General features: G+C 71.6%; 13 protein-coding genes. 11 read left to right on the top strand and 2 right to left on the bottom strand.

Annotated features, from left to right (window positions below; all coding sequences use genetic code 11):
- Positions 1–45 precede the first annotated feature (45 nt).
- The 6 genes from ACFWM2_RS10130 (at position 46) to ACFWM2_RS10105 (ending at position 6,431) form a co-directional block, all read left to right on the top strand.
- Positions 46–1,134, top strand: coding sequence for a mandelate racemase/muconate lactonizing enzyme family protein (locus tag ACFWM2_RS10130; RefSeq protein WP_383275658.1), 1,089 nt, complete (start codon positions 46–48; stop codon positions 1,132–1,134).
- Entirely contained in the window at positions 1,131–2,204 is a 1,074-nt protein-coding gene (locus ACFWM2_RS10125) for an ABC transporter permease (RefSeq protein ID WP_383275655.1), read from the top strand. The genes ACFWM2_RS10130 and ACFWM2_RS10125 overlap by 4 nt, the downstream gene beginning before the upstream one ends.
- On the top strand, positions 2,201–3,286 hold the full coding sequence (locus ACFWM2_RS10120) for an ABC transporter permease (protein WP_383275652.1): 1,086 nt from the start codon (positions 2,201–2,203) through the stop codon (positions 3,284–3,286). Before ACFWM2_RS10125 ends, ACFWM2_RS10120 begins: the two co-directional genes overlap by 4 nt.
- Positions 3,283–4,848 (top strand): sugar ABC transporter ATP-binding protein, encoded by a 1,566-nt coding sequence (locus tag ACFWM2_RS10115; RefSeq protein WP_383275649.1) that lies wholly within the window; start codon positions 3,283–3,285, stop codon positions 4,846–4,848. The genes ACFWM2_RS10120 and ACFWM2_RS10115 overlap by 4 nt, the downstream gene beginning before the upstream one ends.
- 83 nt (positions 4,849–4,931) lie before the next feature.
- The gene (locus ACFWM2_RS10110) at positions 4,932–5,660 is read left to right on the top strand and encodes a GntR family transcriptional regulator (protein WP_383275646.1); all 729 of its coding nucleotides are present in this window, start codon (positions 4,932–4,934) and stop codon (positions 5,658–5,660) included.
- Between the two features lie 141 nt (positions 5,661–5,801).
- Complete coding sequence (locus ACFWM2_RS10105) at positions 5,802–6,431, top strand: dihydrofolate reductase family protein (RefSeq protein ID WP_383275643.1); 630 nt, start codon at positions 5,802–5,804, stop codon at positions 6,429–6,431.
- Positions 6,432–6,578: 147 nt separating this feature from the next.
- Here the strand turns inward: ACFWM2_RS10105 and ACFWM2_RS10100 are convergent, their stop codons facing one another.
- On the bottom strand, positions 6,579–7,157 hold the full coding sequence (locus ACFWM2_RS10100; protein ID WP_383275640.1) for a TetR/AcrR family transcriptional regulator: 579 nt from the start codon (positions 7,155–7,157) through the stop codon (positions 6,579–6,581).
- A gap of 313 nt (positions 7,158–7,470) precedes the next feature.
- On the opposite strand from ACFWM2_RS10100, the gene ACFWM2_RS10095 reads away from it, so the two are divergent.
- Genes ACFWM2_RS10095 through ACFWM2_RS10080 form a run of 4 tightly spaced genes read left to right on the top strand, consistent with a single transcriptional unit; the run spans position 7,471 to position 12,317 of the window.
- The gene (locus ACFWM2_RS10095; RefSeq protein ID WP_383275636.1) at positions 7,471–8,046 is read left to right on the top strand and encodes a 2Fe-2S iron-sulfur cluster-binding protein; all 576 of its coding nucleotides are present in this window, start codon (positions 7,471–7,473) and stop codon (positions 8,044–8,046) included.
- Positions 8,043–9,035: an FAD binding domain-containing protein gene (locus ACFWM2_RS10090; RefSeq protein WP_383275633.1), complete on the top strand. Its 993-nt coding sequence runs from the start codon at positions 8,043–8,045 to the stop codon at positions 9,033–9,035. The genes ACFWM2_RS10095 and ACFWM2_RS10090 overlap by 4 nt, the downstream gene beginning before the upstream one ends.
- Positions 9,032–11,164: a xanthine dehydrogenase family protein molybdopterin-binding subunit gene (locus ACFWM2_RS10085; protein ID WP_383275630.1), complete on the top strand. Its 2,133-nt coding sequence runs from the start codon at positions 9,032–9,034 to the stop codon at positions 11,162–11,164. Before ACFWM2_RS10090 ends, ACFWM2_RS10085 begins: the two co-directional genes overlap by 4 nt.
- Positions 11,157–12,317: an XdhC family protein gene (locus ACFWM2_RS10080; protein ID WP_383275627.1), complete on the top strand. Its 1,161-nt coding sequence runs from the start codon at positions 11,157–11,159 to the stop codon at positions 12,315–12,317. The genes ACFWM2_RS10085 and ACFWM2_RS10080 overlap by 8 nt, the downstream gene beginning before the upstream one ends.
- A 164-nt stretch (positions 12,318–12,481) precedes the next feature.
- Here ACFWM2_RS10080 and ACFWM2_RS10075 read toward each other — a convergent pair whose 3' ends face one another.
- Positions 12,482–12,877, bottom strand: a complete 396-nt coding sequence (locus ACFWM2_RS10075; protein ID WP_383275621.1) for a DUF5997 family protein — start codon at positions 12,875–12,877, stop codon at positions 12,482–12,484.
- Positions 12,878–12,935: 58 nt separating this feature from the next.
- On the opposite strand from ACFWM2_RS10075, the gene ACFWM2_RS10070 reads away from it, so the two are divergent.
- Complete coding sequence (locus ACFWM2_RS10070; protein ID WP_383275618.1) at positions 12,936–13,703, top strand: LysR substrate-binding domain-containing protein; 768 nt, start codon at positions 12,936–12,938, stop codon at positions 13,701–13,703.
- The last annotated feature ends 5 nt before the right edge of the window (positions 13,704–13,708 follow it).

Below are 13,708 nucleotides of genomic sequence, written 5' to 3'. Positions count from 1 at the left end.
ACGCCCTTGACCAGGGCCCATGACCACGGAGAAGCGGACACCGTCATGACCATCATCACGACCGCCACGGCCAGGCTGGCCGATATCGCGGTGGAGCAGAACCGCACCGACGCGGTTCAGTCATTCATCAAGCAGGAGACGATATTCGTCGACCTCGCCACCGACGACGGCCTGGTCGGCACGGGGTACAGCTACACGATCGGCACCGGCGGCTCCTCCGTACTGGCGCTCCTGCGCGACCATCTGCTTCCCGCCCTGACCGGGCAGGACGCCCGGAACGTCGAGGCCCTGTGGCAACGGCTGTTCGCGCTGACGCGGGCCACCGCCGTCGGAGCCGTCACCTCGCTCGCCCTCGCCGCCGTAGACACCGCCCTGTGGGACCTGAGGTGCAAGCGCGCGGACGAGCCGCTGTGGCGGCTGGCGGGCGGCCATCGCCAGGAGATACCGCTGTACGACACCGAAGGCGGCTGGCTGCATCTGAGCATCGACGACCTGGTGAAGTCTGCCCTCGCGGCCCGCGACTCCGGGTGGGCGGGCGTCAAGATCAAGGTGGGCAAGCCGCACCCGGCCGAGGACGTGGAACGGCTGCGCGCGGTGCGCGAGGCGGTCGGGCCCACGCTGCACATCATGACGGACGCCAACCAGTCCCAGACGCTGTCCTCGGCGGTGCGACTGGCCGCGGCGCTCGAACCCCATGGGCCGTTCTGGTTCGAGGAACCGATGCCGGCGGACGACGTGAGCGGCCACGCACGGCTGGCCCGCGCGACCAACGTACCGATCGCCGTGGGGGAGACCCTCTATTCGCTGGGACAGTTCCGCCAGTATCTGGAGGCCGGGGCCGCCTCCGTGGTGCAGGTCGACGCGGCCCGCGTCGGCGGCATCACGCCCTGGCTGAAGGTCGCCCACCTGGCGGAGGCGTACAACGTCATGGTCTGCCCGCACTTCCTGATGGAACTGCACGTCAGCCTGGCGGCCGCGGTACCCAACGGCAGCTATGTCGAGCACATCCCGCAGCTGAGGGCCGTCACCCGCACCGAACTGACGGTGCGCGACGGACACGCCGTGGCTCCGGACGAGCCGGGCATCGGCATCGACTGGGACCACGACGCGATCGACGACCGGAGGGTGGCGTGACCACGACCTCACCGCCCCCGGCGGAGACCGAGCAGCCACCGGCGCCAGAGCGCCGTGCTCCGCGCCGGCGTCTTCTGGCCCCGCAGCAACTGGGCCTGTTCGCCCTCGTCGTCGCGCTCGTCATCGTCTTCGGCCTGCTGCGCCCGGCCTTCTTCGACGCGCGACTCGTCCTCTTCCCGCTGCTGCGTGACATCTCGACGCTGACCGTGGTGGCGCTGGCCCAGATGGTCGTCCTGTCCGTCGGGCACATGAACCTGGCCGTGGGACGCATGGCCTCGTTCGGTGCGCTGTTCGCCGGATTCGGCTACGACCGGTTCGGACTCCCGCTGGCCGTGGGCCTGTTGGTCTGTCTGCTGGCGGGTGCGCTGATCGGCGCGCTGACCGGCTGGATCATCGCCCGTACGCAGGTGAGTTCCTTCGTCGTCACCCTCGCCATGGACTTCGCACTCATCGGGCTCGTCTCGCTGCTGTACTCCTCGCTCACGGAGAACGCGGCCTTCACCCGTACGCCGGGCGGGGTGGCGGAGTTGCGCCAGTACTCGCTCGCGGACATCTGCGTCGGCCCCGTCTGCGGCTCACCGGCGATCCCGCAACTGGCCCAGTTCACGGTCCTGGCCCTGCTGGGGCTCGGCTTCCTCTACCGCTACACCCGTCTCGGCAGGGAACTCCTGCTGACGGGCGCCAATCCGGCCGCCGCGGAGCTGTCGGGCATCCCCACCGCACGCCGGGTCATCACGGCGCACCTGCTGTCGGGGCTGCTGGCCGCGCTCGCCGGTTTCATGGCCGCCGTCAGCACGGGCACGTTCCGCGCCTCCATCGGCGACGACTTCATGCTCCCGTCGTTCCTCGGAGCCGTCCTCGGCGGCACCCTGCTCACCGGTGGCGTCGTCTCGGTCATCGGCGCCCTGCTGGGCACCTCGCTGGTCGGTGTCATCCGCAAGGGCCTCGATCTGCTCGGGGTGGGCCTGGAGAGCCTCAACATCTACCTCGGCTGCGTCCTGCTGCTGGCCCTGTCCGCCGACCGGGTGCGCCACATCGTCAGCTACCGGAAGGTGGTGCGCTCGACATGACGACCCCCACAACTCACCGTTCCTGGGCGGCCGATGCCGTCCCCGCGTTGCGCCGCTTCTCCCGCTCCACCTCCGTCACCCTGCTCGGCGTCGTCGTGGTCGGGTACATCGGTCTGGGGGTGGCGTCCGGCGGTTCGTTCTTCGAGGGCAACTCCGTCCGGACGTTCCTGCAGTACCTGGCGACCCCGATCCTCATCGGACTGGCCCAGATGGTCGCCCTGTGCGTCGGACAGCTCAACCTCGCGGTCGGCGCGCTCGGCGGCTTCACCGCCTGCGCCATGGGCGTTCTGATGGCCGACGCCGGCCTGCCGGCGGGCCCGGCGGTGGCGATCGGAGTACTGGCCGCCACGGCGATCGGCGCGCTCACCGGTCTGTTCATTGTGGTCACCCGCATCAACGGCTTCATCGTCACGCTCGGCACCATGACGATCCTGCTGGGGGCGCAGTACCGGCTGGCCGGGACGCGCACCGTCGACGGCTACTCCGCCACCCTGCGCGACCTGGGGACGGCCGCTCCCCTCGACGTCCCGCTCGTCTTCGTCACGGCGCTGGCCGTGGCCGCCCTCCTCGCCCTGTTCATGCACCGGGGCCTCGCCGGACGGCGGCTCCTCGCGGCGGGTGGCAACCCGCCGGCCGCGCGGCTGTCGGGCATTTCCACCGACCGCCAGATCGTCCTCGCGCACACCCTGTCCGGCCTTCTCATCGGGGTGGCCGCGCTGATCGCCACCGCCTCACTGCCCGGGGTCAACCGCAGTGTCGGCGGCGACTGGCTGCTGCCCAGCTTCGCGGCCCCCATCATCGGCGGAGTGGCCCTGACGGGAGGGTCGGTGGCGGTCCTCGGGACCGTACTGGCCGCGTTCGTCATGCGGCTCATCGACAGCGCGCGCGCCGAGTTCTCGCTCGACCCGAGCTGGGTCAACTTCCTCATCGGTGTCGTCGTACTCGCCACGGTGGTCGGTGGCCGCCTCCACCAGACCCACCTCGGCACCGCGAGCCGCGCCGGCGACCGGAAACCGCCCACGCCGCCCGGACAACGGGCGGCCCCCGCCAACACCCTCCCGAGCACAGGGGGAGCCCAGTGAACGACGTACTGCTCGAGTGCGAGGACATCGTCAAGGTCTTTCCCGGCGTTCGCGCCCTGGACCGGGTGGCGCTGCGGCTGACGGCGGGGAGCGTGCACGCACTGCTCGGTGAGAACGGTGCCGGCAAGTCGACGCTGATCAAGGTCCTCACCGGCGTCCACGCCCCGGACGGAGGCCGGCTGCTGCTCGGTGGCAGCGAGGCGCACCTGCGGAACCCGCTGGACGCGACGCGGGCCGGCATCGGGGTGGTGCACCAGGAGCGCAATCTGATTCCCGCGTTCTCCGTGGCGGAGAACATCACGCTCCAGAAGCCGCCGTCACGCCGTGGCCTCATCGATCGCGCAGCCATGACCGGCCCGGTGGAGCGCTGCCTCCGGGACGTCGGGCTCGACCTGAACCCGCACGCCCCGGTCAGTGAACTCTCGGTCGCCCAGCAGCAGTTGGTCGAGATCGCCAAGGCCCTGCACACCGACAGCGGGGTCCTCCTGCTCGACGAGCCGACCGCGTCCCTCTCCCCGCAGGAGGCCGAACGTCTCTTCGACGTGATCCGGCGGCTGACGGACCGGGGCACCTGCGTCGTCTTCGTCAGCCACAAGCTGGAGGAGGTCTTCGCGGTCTGCGACACCGTCACCGTGCTGCGCGACGGTCACTCCGTGCTGGAGTCGGCCCCGCTGGCCGAGCACACGCACGACGAGATCGTGAGCCTGATGGTGGGCCGCAGCCATGCGGCGACCGCGCTCTCCCCGCGGACGGTGGACGCGTCCGCCGAGCCCGCGCTCTCCCTCACCGGCGTGGCCACCTCGGCCGGTCACCGCGACATCGCCCTCGACGTGCGACCCGGAGAAATCGTCGGGCTGTACGGCCTCGTCGGCGCTGGGCGCAGCGAACTGGTCAAGGCCGTCCTCGGCCTCGGTCCCGACCGCGTCACGGCCGGCGAGGTCCGCGTGCACGGCGAGACCGTGCGGATCTCCTCACCACGGCAGGCACTGCACGAGTACGGCGTCGGCTATCTCACCGAGAACCGCAAGGAGGAAGGCGTCTTCCTCGAGCAGCCGATCCTGCGGAACATCACCGTCACGGTGTGGAAGAGACTGGCGCGGGCCCTCGGGTACGTCTCCGACCAGCAGGAGAGAGACGTCGCCGACGATCTCGTGGCACGGCTCGGGATCCGTATCGCCTCCCTGGAACAGAACGCCGGTGACCTCTCCGGCGGAAATCAGCAGAAGGTGAGCCTCGCCAAGTGGCTGGCGGCGGAGACCCGGCTGCTCGTCGTCGACGAACCGACCGTCGGAGTGGACGTCCGCACCAAGCACGCCTTCCACGAACTGATCTGGGAGCTCGCCCGCGGCGGTCTGCCGATCCTGCTGATCAGCAGTGACCTCGGCGAGATGGTGACGCTGGCCGACCGCATCGTCGTCATGGCGGACCACCGGATCCGTGGCGAGGTCGGCAACGAGCACGACTACGAGCGGATGAGCGGCCAGGTCATCCGCCTCATCCACGCGGCAGCGGACGTACCGCGGCCCTCGGACGACAACTCCCAGGTGGGGGCGGGCACATGAAGCCATGAGCCGCAGCGGGAAGAGCGCGGGAAACCTATACGATTCGTGGAGCCGATCGTCCGGATGGCTCAAGGGGAGGCAGCATGCTGTCGGAGAAGCCTCACGACGGAGTGCCGGACGCGGCCCCCGAAGACATCCCGCCGCCCCGTGTCCTCCCGCAGCGCCAAGTGCTGGCCGACAGCGTGTACGAGGCCATCAAGGCGATGGTGATGGACCACCAGATCAAGCCCGGGGCCCGGGTGGGCATCGAGGCCCTCGCGCGTGTCCTCGAGGTGTCACCGACGCCGGTGCGCGAGGCGCTCGCCCGGCTGGAGGCGGACGGGCTGGTCACCAAGCGGTCCCTCGCCGGTTATCGCGCCACCGATCTCCTCACGGTCGAGGGCATCGAGGAGCTCTTCGAGATGCGGCTGCTGCTCGAACCGCACGCCGCGGCGCTGGCGGCCGAGCGGGCCACCGAGGCCCAACTGGACCGGATGGAAGAGCTCATGGAGGAGATGAGGGGCGAGCCGGAAGAGGGCGAGAGCTACGCGGTGTACGGCCGGTTCGCCGCCCTCGACCAGCAGTTCCACGACGCGCTGGCCACGGCGTCGGGGCGCGGCCTGCTCGCGGACGCCGTCGAGCGTCTGCACGCCCACCTCCACATCTTCCGCTTCAGCGCCATCGCCGGCGCGGGCCCGGCGACGGTGGCGGAGCACGAGCGCATCCTGCGTGCCCTCCTGCGGCGCAACTCCGACCGGGCCGCACAGGCCATGCGGGACCATCTGAGCAGCAGCCTCGAACGCCAGCTCAGCTGCTTCCGAGAGGGTGGCTGACCGGGCTCGAAAAGCCTCGCCGCGGCCGTCGGCGGACACTGGACCGAGAGATTCCCAGAATTTCTCGGGAGGGCTGTCGATCCTGCCGCTCCCCGCTCGACGCAGGGGTGAGAGCGGGAACAACGAGCCGAGGAGCACCCCATGCCCAAGCTGCGCGCACACAACCTGACCGTCTCCCTCGACGGCTTCGCCGCCGGCACCGACCAGCGCCTGGACGCACCCTTCGGCGACGGGATAGACGGCCTGCACGCCTGGATGTTCGCCGCGATGCGGGACCATGCCGACGGCAGGACGGGGATCGACGTCGACCGGGTCGAACGCAGTGAGGAGAACATCGGCGCCACGATCATGGGCCGGCACATGTTCGGACCCCAGCGCGGGCCCTGGCAGGACGAGTCCTGGACGGGCTGGTGGGGCGCCAATCCGCCCTACCACCACGACGTGTTCGTCCACACGCACCACCTGCGGCCGTCACTGACGATGGAGGGCGGCACCACCTTCCACTTCACCGACGAACCCGTCGAGAGGGTTCTGGAGCGGGCTTTCGAGGCGGCCGGCGGCCGGGACGTGCGCATCGGCGGGGGACCGGCCACCGTGCAGCAGTATCTGCGCGCCGGCCTGGTCGACGAACTGCACCTGGCCGTCGTACCGCTGCTCGTCGGGCGGGGCGAGCGCCTGCTCGACAACCTGGCCGACGGTGTCCAGGGCTACCAGGTCGCCGAGCTGGTCAGCTCACCGGCTGCCACGCACGCGGTCCTGACGCGCCGCTGACCTGTCGCGGGAGCGCCGGACCCGGGCTCGGAAGCCGGTCCCCGGCATCCGGATCCGCGAGGGAGCCGGACCCCGGGCCGCGAAGGCCGGGCACCGGGGCCGAGGAGCCGGACCCGGGCTGCCGCCCGCGCAACGCGCCCCGGCCGGTCACCGCCCCGGCGCTCCCGCGCGCAGCCCGTCCATCACGAGGTCCAGGAGCCGGGCGACACGCGGCTGCCAGTCGCTGTGCGGGTCGATCTGCCAGAGCCCGGCGATGGCGAGCACGAAGTCGTCCGGGGTCAGACCCGGGCGGATCGTGCCCGCGTCCTCGTTCGCCTGCAGCAGGAGCGTGATCGCCGACGTCACCGGGCCGTGCCCCAGCTTGCTCAGACTGCCGCGCGCGCTGGTGGCGTGCCGCATCGCGTCGGCCAGGCCTGCCTTGGCCATGGCGTACTGGGCGAGCCGGTCCATCCACTCCCGAAGAGCCCGGTCCGGCGCGCGGCATGCGAGCAACTGGGTCGCGGTGTCGGCGACCTGCTGCACCTCGTACCGGTAGACCTCCATGACGAGCGCCTCGCGGCTCGGGAAGTTGCGGTAGAAGGTGCCCTGGCCGACGCCCGCCTTCTTGGCGATCGCACTCAGCGGGGTGTCCGACGCACGCGTCAACTCCGCCAGCGCCACTTCGAGGATGCGCTCGCGATTCCGTTGCGCGTCCGAGCGCAGGGGTGCGTCCTTCTTCGGGTGCACTCCTCCTCCTTCCGGAATCACGCGGAGCCCGCTCTTGCTAACCGGACAACTGTCCGTTAGGTTTCCGGAGTACCGGACAGTTGTCCGCTTGGCTTCACCATACGGCAGATCCGGCCAGTATGGCCGGTCACGGGGGCCCTGGGTGCCGTTCGCCGCGGCTCGCGGGGGCCCCGGCATCGATCGCCGCCTGCGGCTTCACACGCCGCCGACCCCGTGGGCCCGGCTCCCCACGCACAGCGCCACCCCCTCGCTCCCGGCCCGCCCGCGGGAGCGTCTCGTTGACGCGCCTCAGATACGCGAAAGAAGGCTGATCATGGCCCCATCGACGTCCAGCGCCATCACCCTGAACATCAACGGCGAGAAACACACGCTGCCCGTCGACCACCGCACCACCCTGCTCGACGCACTGCGCGAACACCTCGATCTGACCGGCACCAAGAAGGGCTGCGACCAGGGCCAGTGCGGCGCCTGCACGGTGCTGCTCGACGGACGCCGGGCCGTCTCCTGTCTGCAGCTCGCGGTGGCCGCCGAGGGCCGGGCGATCACCACCATCGAAGGCGTGGCGGACGGGGAGCGACTGCACCCGGTGCAGCAGGCCTTCCTCGACCTCGACGGCTACCAGTGCGGGTACTGCACCCCGGGTCAGATCTGTTCGGCCCTCGCGGTGATCGAGGAGCACGCGGCGGGCTGGCCGAGTGCCGTCACCGCCGACGTGCGTCCGGAAGCGGGACCGCCACCGCTCACCCCCGAAGAGATCCGGGAGCGGATGAGCGGCAATCTGTGCCGCTGCGGCGCCTACGTGTCGATCGTTCAGGCCGTGGCGCAGGCCGCGCAGGCCGGATCCGACACCTCCGAGGCGCGAACCGCCGGGACGGAGGCGGCGGCATGAGGGAATTCGGCTACGAGCGTGTCTTCGATGTCTCCGGGGCGGTCGCCCTGCTCGGCGCCGACCCCGAGGCGCGCTTCCTGGGCGGTGGCACCAACCTCGTCGACCTGATGAAGACCGGTGTGGAGCGGCCCGCCCGGCTCATCGACGTACGCGAACTCCCCCTCGACCGGATCGAGTCGACGCGGGACGGCGGTCTGCACATCGGCGCGACCGTCACCAACAGCGACCTCGCCGCTCATCCCGAAGTGCGGCGCCGCTACCCGGCGTTGGCCCAGGCCGTGCTGGCCGGCGCCTCGGGGCAGCTGCGCAACATGGCCACGGTCGGCGGGAACCTGCTCCAGCGCACCCGCTGCGGCTACTTCACCGACCTCACCAAACCGTGCAACAAGCGGGCTCCCGGCAGCGGTTGCCCCGCCATCGAGGGTGAGCACCACAACCACGCGATCCTCGGCGCCTCCGGACACTGCGTGGCCACCCACCCCTCGGACATGGCGGTGGCCCTCGCCGCCTTCGATGCCGTCATCGGGTACGAAACCGCCGACGGGCCGGGGGAGTTGCCGCTCACGGAGTTCTACCGCCCCGTGGGTGACACACCCCATCTGGAGACCGCACTGCCGGCCGGCGCGCTGATCACCGGCGTCACGCTGCCGCCCGCGCCGGTGGCCGCCCTCTCGCGCTACCGCAAGGTGCGGGAACGCGCCTCCTACGCGTTCGCGATCGGCTCGATCGCCGCCGCCCTGGACGTCCAGGACGGCGTCGTACGCGAAGTGCGCCTCGCCTTCGGGGCGGTCGCGTCCCGGCCGTGGCGTGCCCGGCAGGCCGAGCGTCTGCTCACCGGGGGCCCGGCGAGCGCCGAGGCGTTCGCCGCCGCCGCGGACGCCGAGCTGGCGGCCGCCGAGGTACTGCCCCACAACGGCTACAAGGTGCCGCTGACACGCAACCTCGTCGTGGCCGTGCTGACCGAACTCACCGAGGAGGCCGCCCGATGACCACCACGACCGGAACCACGGCGGTGACCGCTGCGGTCGGCACCGCGCACACCCGCCTGGAGGGCCGGGACAAGGTCACCGGAGCGGCCCGCTACGCGGGAGAGATCCCCTTCGCCGAACTCGCCCACGGCTGGCTGGTGTTGTCCTCCGTGGCCCGCGGACGCGTCCGCTCGGTCGAGTCCGCTCCCGTCCTCGCGATGCCGGGCGTCCTCGCCGTCCTGCACCACGGCAACGCCCCCCGCCTCGAAACGGCGTACACGAGCCTGTTCGGCGTACCCGACCCGGTCCTCCAGCTCTTCCAGCACGACCGTGTCCCGTACGTCGGCTGGCCGGTGGCGCTGGTGGTCGCCGAGACCTCCGAGCAGGCGAGGGAGGCCGCCGAGGCGCTTGTCGTCGAGTACGACGAGGAGACGCACGACGTCGCCTTCTTCGCCGGGCACTCCGGCAGCTACACGCCGGAGGGTTCCGAGACGGAGAAGGGGGACGTGGAGGCCGAACTGGCCGCGTCCGCCGTGGTCGTGGACGCGGAGTACACCACACCGGAAGAACACCACAGCCCGCTGGAGCCGCACGCCGCGATGGCGCGCTGGGACAACGGCCGACTCGAAGTCGTCGACTCCAACCAGGGCAGCAGGTTCGTCGCCGACGAACTGGCCAAGCTGTTCTCACTCGACGCCGATTCGGTGCGGGTGCGCTCCGAACACGTGGGCGGCGGCTTCGGATCCAAGGCGACCCGCCCGCACGCGGTACTCGCCGCGATGGCGACGACCGTCCTCCACCGCCCCGTCCGAGTCGTGCTGACCCGCCGTCAGATGTTCTCACTCGTCGGCTACCGGAGCCCCACGGCCCAGCGGGTCAGGCTCGGCGCCGACGCCGACGGGCGGCTGCGCGCCGTCGATCACCAGTCGGACTCCCTCACCTCGACCGTGCACGAATTCGTCGAGCGGAGCGCCGACTTCGAGCACGCGATGTACGACGCCACGGCGCATCACACCGTCAACCGTGTCGTACGGCTCGATGTGCCGACGCCGAGCTGGATGCGCGCTCCGGGCGAGGCACCGGGATCATTCGCGCTGGAGTCCGCGCTCGACGAACTCGCCGCGAAGTGCGGAATCGACCCGATCGCGCTGCGGGTCCGCAACGAACCGGATGCCGGTCCCGTCTCGGGGCTGCCGTTCAGCAGCCGCCGTCTTCTCGACTGCTTCCACGAGGGCTCGCGCAGGTTCGGCTGGGCGGACCGCGACCCGCGTCCCGGCCTCCGCCGCGAAGGCCGCTGGCTGCTCGGGACCGGTACGGCCGCGGCCGCCTTCCCGACCCTGTCCGCGCCGTCCACGGCGGCCGTGACGGCCGAGGCGGACGGCACCTTCACCGTGCGGATCACCGCGGCGGACATCGGGACCGGGGCACGGACCGCGCTGACCCTGATCGCCGCGGACGCGCTGGAGGTCGAGCCGAAGCGCATCCGGATGCGGATCGCGGACAGCGACTTCGGGCAGGCGATGATCGCCGGCGGTTCGATGGGCACCCGCTCCTGGGCCTGGGCGATCAGCGCCGCGGCGATCGAGCTGCGGGCACAACTGCCCCTCGGCGGCAGCATTCCGGCGGAAGGGATCACCGCCCGGTCGGACACCTCCGCGGCCGTCGGCGCGCTGTCGCAGAAGGAACGCCACGCCTTCGGGGCGCAGTTCGCCGAGGTCGCCGTCGACGACACCACCGGCGAGATACGCGTACGGCGGATGCTCGGCATCTTCGCCGCCGGCCGGATCATCAACCCGCTGACCGCGCGCGGCCAGTTCATCGGCGGAATGGTGTGGGGGCTCTCGATGGCGCTGCACGAGGAGGCGACCAGGGACCAGGCCTCGGGCGGCCATGTCGGTGCCGACCTGGCGGGCTATCACTTCGCCGCGCACGCCGACGTACCGCCCATCGAGGCGGACTGGGTCGACGACCCGGACCCGGACGACCCCGTCGGGATCAAGGGCATCGGCGAGATCGGTGTGGTGGGAGCGGCGGCCGCCATCGCCAACGCGGTCTGGCACGCGACCGGCGTACGCCACCGCGACCTGCCGATCCGGCCCGACCGCGTCCTGCTGGCGCAGGCAGCGGCGGGAAGGGACGGGGATGCTTGACATCGCCGACGAGCTGAACCGGTGGGCCGAGGAGGGCCGGGACTTCGCCGTCGCGACGGTCGTGGCCGTCGGCGGCAGCGCGCCGCGCGGCCCCGGCGCCGCCCTCGCCGTCGACAGCCGGGGCACGGTCGTCGGGTCCGTCTCCGGGGGTTGCGTGGAAGGCGCGGTGTACGACCTGTGCGTCCAGGCCCTCGAGGACGGCGCTGCGGTGCTCGAACGGTTCGGCTACAGCGACGAGGACGCCTTCGCCGTGGGACTGACCTGCGGCGGAGTCATCGACGTCCTGGTCACCCCCGTCAGGACGGACGCACCGGACAGGGCGCGGTGCGCGGCGGCCCTGTCGGCCGCCTCGCGCGGGGAGGCCACCGCCGTGGCCCGGGTGGCCCGGGGCCCGGCCGAGATGCTCGGCAGGCTCCTGCTCGTCCACGCCGACGGATCGCACGAAGGGGGCTTCGACGGGGTTTTGGAGCTGGACCGGACCGTCGTGGCCGAGGCACGGGCCATGCTGGCCGTGGGACGCACCGGCACGGTCGAGCTCTCGGAGAGCGGCGCGCACTGCCCGGGCGGGCTGACGCTGCTGGTCGAGTCGAGCGTGCCGCCGCCCCGCATGATCGTCTTCGGGGCGGTCGACTTCGCCACCGCGCTCGTACGCGTGGGCAAGTTCCTCGGATACCGGGTGACGGTGTGCGACGCCCGACCGGTCTTCGCCACGCGTGCCCGCTTCCCCGAGGCGGACGAGATCGTGGTCGACTGGCCGCACCGCTCTCTCCGGCACACCGAGACCGACGAGCGCACGGTCCTGTGCGTGCTCACCCACGACGCCAAGTTCGACGTACCACTGCTGGAGACGGCTCTGCGGCTTCCGGTGGCGTTCGTCGGGGCCATGGGCTCCCGCCGTACGCACGAGGACCGCGACCGCAGGCTGCGCGACGTCGGCCTCACCGAGCGCGAACTGGCCCGGCTGCGCTCACCGATCGGCCTCGACCTGGGCGCTCGTACGCCCGAGGAGACCGCGCTGTCCATCGCCGCGGAGATCGTGGCGGCCCGGCAGGGCGGGACGGGCGCGCCGCTGACAGGCACGCGAACGCCCATTCACCGTGACGCGGAGAACCGGGCGGCGGCGCGTGCCCACGGGAGACACGAGGCGGCCTGAACCGGCCGACCGGCTGGACTGGGCGACAGGGAGGCTGACCCGCTGGTCTGGGCAGCGGGAAAGCCGACCCCGTTGGACTGGGCCACGGGAAGGCCGACCCCGTTGGGCTGGGCAGCAGGAAGACCGACCCGCTGGACTCGGCGACGGGAAGGAGGTCAGGAGCGTCAGTCGTCGGACCGGCTGTCGCGCTCCGCCTGCTTCTCCTTGATGCGGACCGATTCCTTGCGGACCTCGGCCTGGGTGGCACGCTCCCGCTGCAGCCACTCGGGGCTCTCCGCCTTCAGCGCCTCGATCTGCTCGGTGGTGAGGGCTTCGGTGACTCCGCCGCGGGCGAGCCCGGCGATGGAGACGCCCAGCTTGGCCGCGATCACCGGGCGGGGGTGCGGGCCGCTGCGGCGCAGCTCCACCAGCCACTCGGGCGGATCGGTCTGCAGCGCGCTGAGCTCGGTGCGGGAGACGACACCCTCCTGGAACTCGGCGGGCGTGGCCTGGAGGTACACACCCAGCTTCTTCGCCGCGGTCGCGGGCTTCATCGTCTGGGTGGTCTGGTGCGACGTCATGGTGTCCAGGGTATCGACCATGTGAGCTACCGCTGACCACGCCCGGTAGCCTGGCCAGGTGACAGGCTCGGAAGCATCCCCCTCGTTCCGGCTCGCGTATGTCCCGGGAGTGACGCCCACCAAATGGGTGCGGATCTGGAACGAGCGCCTGCCCGACGTTCCGCTGACCCTCGTCGCGGTGTCGCCCGCCGAGTCCGGCGAGGTGCTGCGGGGCGGTGCCGCGGACGCCGGTTTCGTCCGGTTGCCGGTCGACGGCACGGACCTCAGCGCGATCCCCCTCTACACCGAGGCGACGGTGGTCGTGGTCCCGAAGGACCATGTCGTGGCGGCGGTCGACGAGGTGTCCGCCGAGGACCTCGCCGACGACATCGTGTTCCACCCCCTCGACGACGTCCTCGAATGGGAGAGCCTGCCGGGGAGGCCCGCGATCGAGCGCCCGGCGACGACGGAGGACGCGGTCGAACTGGTCGCGGCAGGCGTGGGGCTCCTCGTCGTCCCGCAGTCGCTCGCCCGCCTGCACCACCGCAAGGACCTGACCTACCGCCCGGTCTCGGACGCCCCCGAGTCCCGCGTCGCCCTGGCGTGGCCCGAGGAGAAGACCACCGACCTGGTGGAGGACTTCATCGGCATCGTGCGCGGGCGGACCGTCAACAGCACACGCGGGCGCGCCGCGGCCCCGGCCCCGACGCAGCAGCCGAAACGCAAGCAGCCCCCCAAAGGCGACGCACGGCGCAAGCCCGCGCCGGGCAAGGGCACGGGCAACCGGAGCGGCTCCAAAGGCGCCCCCAAGGGCGGCAAGCGCGGCAAACCCGGCCGCCGCGCGTAGCGCCG

This window comes from Streptomyces sp. NPDC058371 (assembly GCF_042723265.1).
Classification (GTDB): domain Bacteria; phylum Actinomycetota; class Actinomycetes; order Streptomycetales; family Streptomycetaceae; genus Streptomyces.
The sequence above is the reverse complement of the archived record's forward strand: the minus strand, read 5'-3'. Positions and strand labels throughout refer to the sequence as shown.